This is a genomic window from Streptomyces cahuitamycinicus (assembly GCF_002891435.1).
Lineage (GTDB): Bacteria > Actinomycetota > Actinomycetes > Streptomycetales > Streptomycetaceae > Streptomyces > Streptomyces cahuitamycinicus.
Genome location: NZ_POUC01000008.1, coordinates 1 through 13,376 on the forward strand (window position 1 = coordinate 1; position 13,376 = coordinate 13,376).

At 64.5% G+C, this 13,376-nt stretch carries 12 protein-coding genes and 2 pseudogenes; 12 read left to right on the forward strand and 2 right to left on the reverse strand.

Going from position 1 to position 13,376, the window contains the following annotated elements; translation table 11 throughout:
- From C1J00_RS02170 to C1J00_RS48025, 9 genes and pseudogenes are all read left to right on the forward strand, one after another.
- Positions 1-1,391, forward strand: a 1,391-nt coding sequence (locus C1J00_RS02170; RefSeq protein ID WP_102907323.1) for a glycoside hydrolase family 32 protein, incomplete at its 5' end; no start/stop codon positions are given.
- 92 nt (positions 1,392-1,483) lie between these two features.
- On the forward strand, positions 1,484-4,417 hold the full coding sequence (locus C1J00_RS02175) for a discoidin domain-containing protein (RefSeq protein WP_102907324.1): 2,934 nt from the start codon (positions 1,484-1,486) through the stop codon (positions 4,415-4,417).
- A 533-nt stretch (positions 4,418-4,950) separates the two neighbouring features.
- Entirely contained in the window at positions 4,951-5,130 is a 180-nt protein-coding gene (locus C1J00_RS44970) for a hypothetical protein (protein ID WP_180989360.1), read from the forward strand.
- A gap of 171 nt (positions 5,131-5,301) precedes the next feature.
- Positions 5,302-5,622 carry a LysR family transcriptional regulator gene (locus C1J00_RS02185; RefSeq protein WP_102907325.1) on the forward strand — a complete coding sequence of 107 codons (321 nt, stop codon included), beginning with the start codon at positions 5,302-5,304 and terminating at the stop codon, positions 5,620-5,622.
- Between the two features lie 114 nt (positions 5,623-5,736).
- Positions 5,737-6,117 (forward strand): annotated as a pseudogene (locus C1J00_RS02190) (helix-turn-helix domain-containing protein); the annotation flags it as partial.
- A 205-nt stretch (positions 6,118-6,322) separates the two neighbouring features.
- Entirely contained in the window at positions 6,323-7,447 is a 1,125-nt protein-coding gene (locus C1J00_RS02195) for an IS110 family RNA-guided transposase (protein WP_102907356.1), read from the forward strand.
- Between the two features lie 16 nt (positions 7,448-7,463).
- Positions 7,464-7,862: pseudogene (locus C1J00_RS02200) on the forward strand (transposase family protein); the annotation flags it as partial.
- Positions 7,863-8,106: 244 nt separating this feature from the next.
- Positions 8,107-8,568 carry a transposase family protein gene (locus C1J00_RS02205; RefSeq protein ID WP_180989361.1) on the forward strand — a complete coding sequence of 154 codons (462 nt, stop codon included), beginning with the start codon at positions 8,107-8,109 and terminating at the stop codon, positions 8,566-8,568.
- A gap of 91 nt (positions 8,569-8,659) precedes the next feature.
- The gene (locus C1J00_RS48025) at positions 8,660-9,121 is read left to right on the forward strand and encodes a transposase (protein WP_369333481.1); all 462 of its coding nucleotides are present in this window, start codon (positions 8,660-8,662) and stop codon (positions 9,119-9,121) included.
- Here the strand turns inward: C1J00_RS48025 and C1J00_RS02215 are convergent.
- A complete protein-coding gene (locus C1J00_RS02215) occupies positions 9,073-9,978 on the reverse strand; it encodes a radical SAM protein (RefSeq protein ID WP_102907328.1) in 906 nt (301 codons plus the stop codon). The genes C1J00_RS48025 and C1J00_RS02215 overlap by 49 nt on opposite strands.
- 46 nt (positions 9,979-10,024) lie before the next feature.
- Positions 10,025-10,438 carry a carbohydrate-binding protein gene (locus C1J00_RS02220; protein ID WP_146046117.1) on the reverse strand — a complete coding sequence of 138 codons (414 nt, stop codon included), beginning with the start codon at positions 10,436-10,438 and terminating at the stop codon, positions 10,025-10,027.
- A gap of 360 nt (positions 10,439-10,798) precedes the next feature.
- Between C1J00_RS02220 and C1J00_RS48530 the strand changes: the two genes are divergently transcribed.
- From C1J00_RS48530 to C1J00_RS02230, 3 genes are all read left to right on the forward strand, one after another.
- Entirely contained in the window at positions 10,799-10,999 is a 201-nt protein-coding gene (locus tag C1J00_RS48530) for a hypothetical protein (RefSeq protein WP_500691467.1), read from the forward strand.
- A gap of 140 nt (positions 11,000-11,139) precedes the next feature.
- Positions 11,140-12,117: a TauD/TfdA family dioxygenase gene (locus C1J00_RS02225; RefSeq protein WP_146046118.1), complete on the forward strand. Its 978-nt coding sequence runs from the start codon at positions 11,140-11,142 to the stop codon at positions 12,115-12,117.
- 52 nt (positions 12,118-12,169) lie between these two features.
- Complete coding sequence (locus C1J00_RS02230) at positions 12,170-13,369, forward strand: inosamine-phosphate amidinotransferase 1 (RefSeq protein ID WP_245936147.1); 1,200 nt, start codon at positions 12,170-12,172, stop codon at positions 13,367-13,369.
- The last annotated feature ends 7 nt before the right edge of the window (positions 13,370-13,376 follow it).

Below are 13,376 nucleotides of genomic sequence, written 5' to 3' on the forward strand. Positions count from 1 at the left end.
TCTTCCACGACGGCTACTACCACGTGTGCTACCAGTACAACCCGTCCGGAGCGACCCACGCGAACATGCACTGGGGCCACTTCCGCAGCCCCGACCTGCTGACCTGGGAGCCGCTGCCGATCGCCCTGTCCCCGAACCCCGATGGCGTGGACGCCGACGGCTGCTTCTCCGGCAACGCCGTCTCCGACGGCGACCGGCTGGTCGCCTTCTACTCCGCGCACCGCGAGGACCGCTCGTTCCAGCACCAGCCGGTCACCTGCGCCGTCTCCCACGACGGCGGCAACAGCTTCCGCCCGAGGGGCGAACTGCTCATCCCCGAGCTGCCCGAGGGCTGCACCATGTACCGGGACCCCTACGTCTGGCAGGACGACGACGGCTGGCGGATGCTGGTCGGCGCCGCCCTCGCGGACGGCCGCGCCGCCGCCCTTCTCTACGACTCACCCGGCCTGGAGACCTGGACCTACCGGGGGCCCTTCGCGGCCCGCCGTCCGGAGCCCATCGGTGGCGCCGACCTGCTCACCGGCGAGGGCTGGGAATGCCCCCAATACCTCCCGGCAGCCGACGGACGCGGCGCCCTCCTCTTCAGCACCTGGACCGAACCCACCGGTCCGCAGAGGGTCGCGGCCCTGATCGGCGAAGAGCATGACGGCCACTTCGAGGCCGGCCCCGCGGTACCTGCCGACCACGGTCCCGACTGCTACGCCCCCGCCCTGCTGCGCGCACCGGGAAACCGGTGGCTGCTGTGGGGCTGGTCGTGGGAAGCCCGCGACGAAGCCTGGGCCGTCGCGGACGGATGGGCCGGGGTCCTCACCCTGCCCCGCGAGATCCATATCCACGACGACGGCACACTGCGCCAGCAGCCCGCCACCGAACTGCTCGCCCTGCGCGGCGAGCACGCCGTCCACGCGGAGGGCGTGACCGACGGCCCGCAGCCGGTGGACCTCGGCACCGTGGGCCGCGCCTTCGACCTGGCGGCCCGCCTGGAGCAGACCGCCGGAAACGCCGGTCTGCGGCTGCTCACCACCCCGGACGGCTCCGAATATCTCGACATCCGCCTCGATGCCGACGCGGGCGAACTGGTCGTCGACCGCGACCACGCCTCACTGGACCGCCGGGCCCGCGGCGGCTCCCACCGGATGCCCTGCCCAACCGACCGGCCCGTCTACCTGCGCGTGATAGTCGACCACTCCATCGCCGAAATCTTCCTGACCACCACCGGCCAGGTACTCACCCTGCGCTTCTACCCCACAGGGCAGAGCCCCTGGCGACTGCAAGCCCGCACCGCCCCGGGTACGCGCCTCGGCTTCGCGGTCGACGCCTGGGACCTGCACCCGCTCCTGATCAAGGAGCCGAGCACCAGCGCCGCAGAGCCGGCGCAGACGTCGCCGTAGAACCGACTCCAACCGGTCGATCCCCCACCTCGGCAATGTGTCCCACCCGCTCTCCCCAGTACTGAACAAGCAGGTCCGAAGGAGGATCTTCCATGAGCTCATACGGTCTCGGACGACGCCAGTTCCTGGCCACCGCCGTCGGTGTCGCCGCCGCCTGGACCTCGGTTTCCGGGAACGCCATCGCCGCCCCACTGAAGCAGACCGCACGCAGCAATTCCGTCCGTGTGTGGCTGACGGACGTATCGGCCGACAAGTGGGTCGCCGACCAGGACGACGTGCTGTTCAAGGCGAAGCGAACGGCCAACCCGCTCACGATCAAGATCGACGACAGCGTCAAGTACCAAAAGGTCCAAGGCTTCGGCGCGGCCATGACCGACTCCTCCGCCTGGCTCATCGACAAGCTGTCCACCGCCGAGCGGACCAAGCTGATGAAGAAGCTGTTCGATCCCTCGAAGGGAATCGGCCTCAGCCTGCTCCGCTCCCCGATGGGCGCCACGGATTTCAACGCGTCCGGGAACTACTCCTACAACGACATGCCCGCGGGACAAACGGACCCGACGCTGTCCAACTTCTCCATCCAGCATGACGTGCCGTACATCATTCCGGCCCTGCGGCAGGCCCTCTCACTCAACCCGTCCATCAAGATCATGGCCAACCCGTGGAGCCCACCAGGCTGGATGAAGACCTCCGACTCCATGATCGGAGGCACCCTCAAGAGCGAGTACACCTCCGCGCTCGCCACCTACTTCGTCAAGTTCATCCACGCCTATGACGAAGCCGGCGTGCCCATCTCCTACATTTCCCCGCAGAACGAACCCATGGGTACTCCCACCTGGCCCGGAATGTTCCTGTCCGCGTACCAGGAAGCCGACTTGATCCAGGAGATCGGCAAGGCGTTCGAAGCCAACGGAATCTCCACGAAGATCCTGGCCTGGGACCACAACTGGGACGTGCCCTCCTATCCGGAGACGATCTTCAGCGACCCCGCAGCCTCCAAGTACACCGCGGGAACCGGATGGCACATCTACAGCGGCAACCCGAACCACCAGACGCTGGTCCACAACGACTACCCGAACAAGGAAACCTTCATCACGGAAGCCACCGGAGGCGTCTGGCAGGACAGCGACCAGACGGCGTTCAGCGAAGCACTGGGAACGTGGATCATCAACGGCACGCGCAACTGGGCGAACGGGGTGATGCTGTGGAACATCGCACTCGACCCCGACCGGGGCCCGCTCAACAGCGACACCGCCGGCATACCCATGCTTCGGGGCTTGCTCACGATCGACCCGGCCGACGGGCGGGTGACCTACAACGTGGACTACCACGCCCTCGCTCACGCCAGCAGGTTCGTCAAGCCCGGAGCACGCCGGATCTACTCGAACACCTTCGGCGAAGGAAGCATAGAGAACGTCGCGTTCCAGAACCCGGACGGATCGAAGGTCCTGATCGCCCACAACTCGGGCAGCGCCGCGAAAACCTTCAGCGTCGCGGACGGGACACACTCGTTCGACTACACCCTGAACGCCGGCGACGCCGTCACCTTCACGTACTCCGGGCCCGCGCAGAGCGACCGTACCCCCGCGGCGACCAAGGTCTCCGACCCGACACACGACTTCACCTTCACGTCGGCATCCGGTCCGGTCACCGTCACGTACGACCCGGCACTGCTGCCCTACCAGAACTCCATCCGCACCGGAAACAAGCTGGTCACGTACTCCCTGCCGATCGGAGCTTCCGTCCAGACGACAGGAAGGGCGCTGAGCCGCAGCAAATGGACCGCCACGGCTTCCGCGCAGCCGGACTGGGGGGTGGCCGCGAACGCGATCGACGGCGACATCAACACCAGGTGGAGTCTCGGGCACGGGCCGACGAGCGGCGACTGGTTCCAGATCGACCTGAGAAGCCCCACGAGCTTCAACAAAATCGTTATCGACACCGGCGTGAACAATTCGTTCGACTACGTCACCAAGTATCAGATATACGTTTCGGGCGACGGAGTCGATTGGGGCAGCGCGATTGCGAGCGGCAGCGGGGGCATCGGCAAGGTAGCCGTCACGTTGCCGACCCGAACGGCACAGTACATTCGCATCGTCAGTACCGCGGTCTCCGGCTTCTGGTGGGCCATCGGCGACATCGAGGTGTACGGGTCCGCGCGGGGAGCCGGCTCGATCGCAGCTCCGGCAGCGGTATCGAACGGCCTCCAGCTGAAGACCTGGACCAGCAAGGAAGGGTCGCAGGTCACCGTCGTGTTCAACGGGACCGCCGACGGCAAGAGTTTCAAGATATCCGCCGACGACTCGTACACCTATACGCTGCCGAGCGGCACATCGGCGATGTTCACCACCAAGAAGCTGTCGAGCTTCCCATCGCCGAAGTTCAGCGAACTGAAGCCGGAACGAGGAATGCCACGCTCCAAGTTCACGATTCGCGGTGCTGGTTTCGGTGACGCCCAAGGGCTGGGCACGGTGTACTTCGGATCAAGCAATGCCGAAATAGACACCTGGTCGGACACGAGCATCAGTGCCTACGTTCCGGCGGGGCTTCCGGCGGGGAAGGTCACGCTTTCCGTGAAGGGAACCAGCGGGGTGGACGCAGGTGGATCTTCGTTCGACGTCATAGACCTCGGTCCTGCGCTGCCGCGGACGGGCTGGACCGCAAAGGCTTCGGACGCCACTCAGGGGGATGCGCCCGGGAACATGCTCGATGGCAGTTCCGACACTCGGTACAGCTCCGGAACAGGGCAGTACGACGGCCTCTGGATCCAAGTGGACATGGGGCAGACGCAGACATTCAACAGGATTGTGTTGGATGTCGGCACCAGCGTAAGCGACTATGCGCGAAGCGCAGACGTATACGTATCCACGGATGGAACCGACTGGACCAAGGTCTCTTCCGTAGCGGACGGCCAACGAGTCCACCTGATCTCCTTCCCGACGCAAGCGGCTCGTTACATCAAGGTCGTCAATACCGGAAATCTTGCGCGTAGCTGGTGGTCAGTCGCAGAATTCAACGTCTACAACTGACCTCGGGCTTTCATGCGGGATAAGCGTTGACCTTGCCCTCGACGCAGAGAAATTGCCTCCGGACAGCGGACAGGGATTGCTGATGTCTTGTCGCCGTAGTGGCTGAAGGCACTCTTCAGATGAAGGGAGCACTCGGCGGTGACCGCCTGGCCCCTGCAGGGATGCTTCGCGCGCATCGAAGGGCTGAGTTTCTAGAACCAGCCGCCTGACCCGGACCAGTAGAGCTGGGCCGAACAGCGCGGCCCCGTGGGCGAAGGGCCGGGTCAGACCTTGCCCTGCGTCGGCGTCGCACCGTCGGTGACATCGCCGGCCTGCTTACAGCTCAGTTGCCGATGTGTTGACCGGCTGTGCCTGTTGGTGCTTCACTGCCAGAACCGGTTCCGGTACCGCTTCCGGGACCGGTTTCAAGAGTCTCTGTCCTATCGGTTCCTTCGATGCGGGGGAGCATCTTCCGCTGCAGTGCGGAGGGAGGGGAGGTGGCGTGGCAGTCACCATCGCTGATGTGGCCACACGGGCAGGCGTCAGTCGGCGGAGTGAAGGCGTGGCTAGCGAAAAACCCACACGTCCACTTCCATTTCACCCCCGTCGGGTCCTCGTGGCTGAGACAGATCGAGATCTGGTTCGGGATCATCACCTGGCAGTCCATCCACCGTGGCACGTTCTCCAGCGCCAACGTCCTGGCCAAGCAGATCCGCGACTACATCAACTCCTGAAACAAGAACGCGAAGCCCTTCACCTGGACCGCCACCACCGACGAGATCCGCCAAGGTCCCGCTCGCCCAGGCCAGGGTGAAGAAACTCGTCAACAATAACTCGAAGTAACACAGCCAAGATCACGCGACTCTAGGCTGTGGGGTGAAGGTCCACTCTCTTGGGGCTAGGGTATGGAATTGCGTCAACTTACCTGCTTCGTCACTGTGGCCGAGGAACTGCATTTTGGGCGTGCAGCCAAGCGCCTCCATGTGGTACAGCCTGCCGTCAGTCAGCAGGTGCGGAATTTGGAGCGGAGTCTCAAGGTCACCCTATTCGAGCGTTCAACACGAGAAGTGCTCCTCACCGAGGCCGGTAAAGAGCTTTTACCCTTGGCTCGCGCTGTGCTGCGGTCGGTGAAGATGGCCGAGATTGTCGCCGCCAGACATACTGCTCAGGCGCGCACTATGCCGCGGACAGGTGGGTCTCCGGAGAGCCTTGGGCGAGGTGAGTGAGCGTTTTCAGAGTGGCCACCGGTCGGGTGACGGGGTTGCCTCCCGCAACGCACGAGGCCCCTGTGCCGTTGAGAGAGGTGTTCGACGTCTCAACTCATCAGCGCAGGAGCCTCGTTGGTTCCGTATCCTGCCGTACTCGACCTGCCTCACACCCTGGTCGAGTGGGTAACCATGCTCATCGTCACCCGTGAGGGTGACCGCTGCAAGCTCCCGCCTCACCAGCGTGCTCTCGTCGGCCTGGTCTACCTCCGCCGGCACGACACGCTCGCGCGGACCGCCGCCGGTTTCGGCATATCCGTCGGCACTGCCCACGCCTACGTCACCGCCGTCGTCGGCCATCTGTCCCGCCGGGCGCCCGGGCTGCTGCGGGTCCTGCGTGAGACGGATCCCGGACACGTCCTGCTCGACGGAACGCTCGCCGAGTGCGACCGGGTCGGTGACAGCCGGGCCGACTACTCCCACTGTGAGGATGGTGGTCGTGTCGTTCTGGCCACGGCTTGACTCGTACTCTCACTGGCCGCTTGTGCCTTGTGTTTGATCTGTCAGCCCGGCCGGAGCGACACTTACCGGCACTGGGCCGGCGGAGCGTGTCCCGATAGGGGCCTTGGCCTCGAAGGCACCGTCACAGTCCTGACCGCTCCACCGACCGGCGCTGACTATCGGTACGTCGTCGAACAGGAGCACCGTGACCACCCTCGGCATGCCTGCTGCCTTTCCTGCTGTCCTCGCTGTCGAGGCCGCGGCCGAGCCACGCGTGGTCGTGCTCGGTGTCGACACGCACAAGGACGTGCACGTCGCCGCCGTCCTCGACCACCTTGGCCGGCTGCTGAACAGTGGAGAGTTCCCAGCTACCGCGGTCGGCTACGGCCACCTTCTCGACTGGGCACGCCAGTGCGGGACGGTGCTGCGGGCTGGGGTGGAGTGCACCGGCTCCTACGGTGCCGGCCTGGCCCGCTACCTCGCGACCCAGCAGGTTGCGGTGGTGGAAGTCAACCAGCCCGACCGATCCACCCGGCGCCGCCGCGGCAAAACCGATGCGGTCGACGCCGAGGCTGCCGCCCGGGCTGCGCTGTCCGGCATCGCACGGGCACTACCGAAGAGCGGCGACGGACATGTGGAAGCGCTGCGCATGCTCCGGTTGGCCAAGAAATCCGCAGTCAAAGCCCGCACCCAAGCGCTCAACCAGCTCAAGGCCGTGCTGGTCAACTCTCCCTCTGCCCTGCGCGAGGAATTGGAGCCGCTCTCGACTTCACTACTGCTGCGCCGGTGCGCAGACCTGGCCGACACCGGCGAGGGCAACCCGGCAGCCGACACAGCGGTCTTCACGCTGCGACTGCTGGCACGGCGCGTCCTGCAGCTTCGGCAGGAAGCCACCGAGCTCGGAAGGCGGATGACCATAGCGATCCGGTCTACCGCGCCCAGCCTGCTGGAGCAGCTCGGGATCGGACCGGACAGCGCGGCGGCCCTGCTGATCACTGCAGGCGACAACCCGGAACGGCTGGGCAGCGAGGCGTCCTTCGCCGCCCTGTGCGGTGTCAGTCCTGTTGAGAAGTCCTCAGGGAAGAGCCAGCGCCGTCGGCTCAACCGCGGCGGAGACAGGCAGGCCAACGCCGCACTGCACCGCATCGTCGTCACCCGCATGAGACAAGACGAGCGCACCCGCCTCTACCTGGAGCGACGCACCGCCCAAGGAAAGGGAAAACGCGAGGTCATGCGCTGCCTGAAACGCTACGCAGCCCGCGAGGTGTATCACCTGATCCGCGCCGACATGATCACACGCCACCAGCAGCACGATCTTTCAGCAACCCTGATGACCGCAGCTTGACGAACATAGGGGCATCAAGCACCGCCGCCACGGCGTGAACGTGCAGGTCGTTGCCGATCCTGCGGGCAAGCTGCTGTGGATCTCGCCCGCACTGCCCGGCCGCACCCACGACCTGACCGCGGCCCGCACCCACCACATCATCCGGATCTGCGAACGCCAGGGCGTGCCCATCCTCGCCGACCGCGCCTACATCGGGGCTGGCTCCTGGGTGACCACGCCGATCAGACGTCTTCCGCACCAGGACCTCACCGCGACCCAACGGACGAGCAACCGGGCCCTGTCAGCGGCACGAGCACCGGTCGAACGAAGCGTCGCGAGACTGAAGTCCTGGCGCGTCTTCCGCAGAGCCCGCTGCAGCCCCAACCGCATGACGGTCATCGCCGCTGCCATCCTCACCCTGGAGCGTCAACGCTGAAAACGCTCAGTGCAACAAAGTCGACGGTGCTTCTGACGCGGCAGCCAGCAGGGTATGCAACATCGCCGCGTGGACAATGACGGGAGTGGTCCGATATCGCCGCGCAACGAGCTGAAGCAGTGGAGCGGTACGCGTCGATGCGCTTCGGGTGTGCGCTGGCTGTCCGTCACGGTCGGGGATGGGTGGGGTGGTTGTCGGCCCTGGATGCAGGACGCCCGTGGTTGATCACTGGGGAGCCACGGGCTTGGTCAGCGATACGACGTTGCTGCTCGACCTCGACGGGGCGTCCGTCATACGGGTCGAACGGTACGAGGACGGTGGGCGCCGGGTCCACCTGGCCACGGCGGATGCCTCGGCCCGGGCCTGCCCGGCCTGCGAGGTCTTCGCGTCCCGGGTGAAAGGCTCCGCGACCACCCAGCCCCGGGATCTCCCGTACAGCGAACGCGAGTTGGAGCTCCTGTGGCACAAGCGGCGCTGGTTCTGCCGCGAGCCGGCCTGCCCCAGCAAGCCGTTCACCGAGCAGATCCCGCAGATCCCGGCCGGCAAGCGGCTGACCGGGAGGCTGCGCAGTGTGGCCGGGCGCCGGATACGGGACGCCGGCTCCACAGTCGTCCAGGCCGCCCGCGATCTGCACCTGTCCTGGCCGACCGTGATGAACGCCTTCAAGGCCGCAGCCCGGCAGGTCGTCGAAGCACCACTGTCCTAGCCGAGATCCTGGGCATCGACGAGACCCGGCGCGGACGACCTCGCTGGGAACAGAATCCCGACAGCGGCAAGTGGCAGCTGATCAGGGACCGGTGGCACACCGGGTTCGTCGACGCACACGGCTGCGGTGGGCTGCTCGGCCAGGTCGAGGGCCGCACCGTCGCCGACGTGCTGGCCTGGCTCGCCACCACACCCCTGACCTGGCGCAAGAACGTCCGGCACGTCGCCATCGATATGTCGTCCACCTCCGCGCCGCCCTGCGCACCGGCCTGCCCCATGCCACAGTCGTGGTCGACCACTTCCACGTCGTGCAGCTCGCGAACAGGATGCTGTCCCTGGTGCGGCGCCGCACCACCGCCGAATGGAAGGCTCGCCGACGGCTGGTCGTCCAGCAGCGGGTTCCAAATGGTCGCGACTGCTCGTCGGTGAAGGTGGCTTCGCAGTTTGTTGCCGGCCCGGGAACAGTCCGACGCGGCCGCAACACCCTGAGCCGAGAGGCAGCGGGTCAAGACCCGGATTCACCTGATGGACGGGTCAGCCCAGGGCGGTTCTGATCCGTAAAAGTTCGCGGAACGATCAACTCTGGATCGACCAGCTCAGCAAGATGCTCAGGCTGCCTGGCCAAGAACTCCTCGGTGAGCTTCTTCGTCAACTGCTCGTTTGGCGTACTTCGCGCCCAGGACCCCAAACAGTAGCGGCATGCCTCCAGCGGCTCCTGCCTTCGGATCAAGTTGTCCAGGTCCTCGTAGAGGTTCGGGTTACCGTGGATGGCGACACTGTCGGATTCGCGGTTCTTGAAGGCAGTTCCATGAAGCGCTAATCTCGGCTCCATCCATACTGACGGCGCACACATGTAGTAGCGCCCCTCGTAGACGGTGTGACAGCTCTCTAGGTGTGCGAGATTGCAATTCTGGAAGACCATCTCGACGAGCTCTTTGCTTCGGATCTCTTCGATGAGCGACCGTTCGGCGAACTCCGGCGTCTCCTTGCGCCAAACGAAGATCTGATGTTCATCGGCGAGGTGCTGGATCGACTCCCAGTCGAAACGATATTTGATGTTCGGATAGACGCTGATCCACATGCCGTCGATGAGTTCCCAGAGCTCGGTGGGAGCCTTATGTAGAAGCACGCCGTTGGTCACCAGGATGATGCGCTTCGCAATCTGGAGCTCTTTCGCAATCTTGAGAAAATCTACGAGCTGAGGATGCAAGAGAGGCTCGCCGCCCACAAACTTGATCTCCCCGGCCTGCAGGGCGGTCGACAGAACTTCTATATCTCGTGTAAATGATGCGAGATCTGCGAACCCGGGCGGCAGAATCGACGAAGCGTGGTCGCAGTGGGTGCAGCGCAGGTTGCAGTGCTCAGTGAGGTTGAACTCTATAGCGGGTCGCCAGACCTTGTTGAGCGGCATTTCCGAGCCTCCATCTCTTTTCGTAGGTACGCCCTAACGCAGTACTCTAGACTGAGGCGAGAAGCTGGATCGAATCCAGGTAGAGTCCGCCGCCGAGGAAAACCAGGAATAGATCGTGGAGGCCGGGCATTGGCCGCAACCTGCCGCGCACCGTTCTGTATTCCTGAATATCGCCTGTAGCGGAAACGGGGACGGTGCCCAACAGCGGACCGTCCGGCGCATCAACGCGCACCTCGATGAGTGGCTCTCCTCCGTCGGGGTAGTCCAGTTCCGCTGCGGCGGTTCTCAATGCGACCTCATGTACGCCATTCATATCCACCTTGCGGAATCCGATATGGTCGCCGCTGCGTCGGGAGACGACCGAGTGGTGGCCTCCGGCCCTTGCGAGGTTCCTTGACTTGGGCACCTCCCAATGCGACACGCCTCGGCTGATCCGTTCCTCAGGACGCGGACCGGTCATACGCCGCCATGTGCAGTACGGACCCCGCCGACGAGCGACCCTGCCGCATCCGACTACGCGGTGGTCGTCATCGGGAACGAAGTACTGGATGCACGCGAGGGCATCGACCGACCCGGTCTCGCGCTCCCTGAGAGCCAAGCCGAACTCGTACGCCGGACGGCGGCAGCCTGCCCAGGACGCACCGGTCCGGCGTCGTTGATCCGATAGGGAGAGTACAGTCCTTAGCTCGGTTGGCCACCCGGGCGCACTGATTGATTGCAGTCCCTTATAGATCCGGACAGAGGATCATGCGTGCGGTAACTTTTCGGTAAGTCGATTTCCGAGTTACCTGTCCACTGAAGTTCCGACATTGGCTGGGGGTTGAGTGAATATCACAAAAGCGGTTGCAGGCGCCTGGTCAGCGCACCTAGGCGTGTCAGAAATCGGCTCGGAGGAGAACTCTTTCGAACTCGGCGGGAACTCGCTTATTGGCTGCCCGAACATGTGACACCGTCTGTCGGAAGGCTGGCACGTGAGTGCGCATGGGCTTGGACCGAATTTGCAGATCGAGCTCAGGGGTGATCCCCTCACTGCTCGGGCCACCTGATGCTCTGCTGTGGCAATACCTGAGTCATCGAGGTTGAACACCTCGATGGCCGATGGCCGGGCTTAGATTGCTTAGACACGCCTAGGTTAAAGCTGCTTGTACGAAAGGGGCCGAAGTGAATCCGGTGACGAAGCTGCCTACAACCGAAGCCGCGCTGCGGCAGCACGAAGCTGAGGAAGTGTGGGCCGCGATCGGCCGATTGGTCGGCGATCAGGATATCGAGTCGTTGACGCCGGATGAGTTCGTCGATCTGGCGCTCGCTGCCACACCGTTGTTTCCCGCCGACTTGCGCCGGCGCATTACTGAATACCGACGTTACGCTCCAGGTGGAGACGTACTGCTCCTGCGCGGGCTGCTCCCGGACAGCGTGGCATTTCCCGCCACCGCCAGCTCCCCGTCGCAGCAACACTCTGGCCCGGCGCAGCGGGCCGCGTTGCTGCTCGCCGGCGTGATGGTCATGTTCGGAGAGCCTTTCAACTATTCGACGCTCTACGGCGGTCGGCTCGTGCAGAACATGGTCCCGGTGCCGAGCATGGAATTTACTCAGACCAGCCAGAGCAGCACCGGAATGCTCGATTGGCATTGCGAGGACAGCTTTCGCGATGATCGGTGTGACTACGCTGGCCTGCTCTGTCTCAGAGGCGATCCGTCAGGGGCATCGATGTACGCCCAGGCGAAGGACGTTCGACTGTCGGCTGATGCCATAGCGACGCTTCGGGAGCCGCGGTTCCACGTGCGCCCGGATCCGGCGCATGTCCTGTCCGGCGACGTGCAGATGCGTCGAATCGCCATACTCTCAGGGTCGGAGTCGGCACCGGAGATCGCTTACGACACGCATCACCTCGCGCCCATCGATGACGACGACCTCGAGGCTGCCAGCGCGCTTCGCGAGCTGGGCGCTTGTTTGGACAAGGTCGCTGCCTCGCATGTGATGGAAAGAGGCGACCTGTTGATCTTCGATAACAAGCGGGTTGTGCACGCGCGCACACCTTTTGATGCGCGCTTTGACGGCACGGACCGCTGGCTGATGCGCGTCATGGTCTGCGGATCGGCCTTGACGTTTCGCCGCTGGGGCCAGCGCGTACCGGACTAGCCGGATCACATGTCAAGAGCATTGATCACCACCGGTAGAGCATAAGGAGCTCGTGGCCGACGTTCCGATGATGAGGTTGCTCGCCCGGGACGCGCAGACGATAGGAGTACATCTGATGGCGATTCAGCCCGAAGTGCGGTTCACGGCGGATGCCGACGCGAAGCCCGCGCTGCCGCGCTTGCCGGAGTATCGAACGAAGGCGGTGAACTCCTGGGACGAGTTCAGCCCGCTTCGGGAGGTCATCGTCGGGGATGCTACCGGTGCGCGGATCCCGATGCAGACTGACGTCTCCGCGTGGCTGAACGATTACCCCGAGCTCTCGCGCTCCGAACGGGAACAGGTCGGAGGACGCTTTCCGCAGCGGGTGATCGAGGAGACCAATGAGGACTTGGCCGACTTGGTGACGACCCTCCGCGACCTGGGCGTCGTCGTTCATCAGCCGCCGGCGGTCGACCATGAGCAGGAATTCGGCGGACCGGGTTGGCGCAGCCAAGGCCGTCACTCGTACTGCCCGCGCGACGTTGCCCTGGTCATCGGTTCAACCGTCATCGAGACGCCCAGCCCCTCGCGTGCCCGCTACTTCGAGCTGGCGAATATGAGGGACTTGTTCCAGGACTATCTGGAGCGTGGTGCGGCCTGGCTGAGCGCGCCCAGGCCGCAGTTGCGGGATGAGCTCTACCTTGCGGACGCGGCGGGCGGTCCTGCGCTGGGCGAGGCTGAGCCGGCCTTCGAGGCGGCCAACGTTCTGCGACTCGGACGTGACGTCTTCTATCAGGTGTCCCGCAGCGGCAACGAGTTGGGACTGCGTTGGCTGCAGTCGACCTTGCAGTTGATCGGCGACATCCGCGTGCACCCCTTGCGCGGCCTCTACCAGGGGACGCACATAGACAGCACGATCTGCTTCCTGCGCCCCGGCCTCGTTCTGCTCAATCCCGAGCGAGTCCGGCCGGACACCATACCGGAAGTGCTGCGTGGCTGGGACGTGATCTGGTGCCCGCCCATAAACGAGCCGGTTGCTCCCGTCCTTTCCCGTACGTTGAGCACGCCATGGGTGGGGATGAATCTCCTGATGATTAGTCCGCACATGGCCATAGTCGATGGTAACCAGCCTGAACTGATACGCCTTCTGGAGACTAAGGGCATCACAGTCGTGCCGCGCAGACTGCGTCACTCACGCGTGCTCGGTGGCGGGTTCCACTGCGTGACGTTGGACACAGTGCGAGATGGCGGGCTCGAGAACTATCTGGATTGATCGGGAT

Excerpts from the sequence above, each read along its gene's own strand:
- C1J00_RS02185 (WP_102907325.1), top strand. The coding sequence starts at position 5,302 with ATGGAATTGCGTCAACTTACCTGCTTCGTCACTGTGGCCGAGGAACTG.
- C1J00_RS02220 (WP_146046117.1), bottom strand. The coding sequence starts at position 10,438 with ATGACCGGTCCGCGTCCTGAGGAACGGATCAGCCGAGGCGTGTCGCAT.
- C1J00_RS02175 (WP_102907324.1), top strand. The coding sequence starts at position 1,484 with ATGAGCTCATACGGTCTCGGACGACGCCAGTTCCTGGCCACCGCCGTC.
- C1J00_RS02195 (WP_102907356.1), top strand. The coding sequence starts at position 6,323 with ATGCCTGCTGCCTTTCCTGCTGTCCTCGCTGTCGAGGCCGCGGCCGAG.
- C1J00_RS02215 (WP_102907328.1), bottom strand. The coding sequence starts at position 9,978 with ATGCCGCTCAACAAGGTCTGGCGACCCGCTATAGAGTTCAACCTCACT.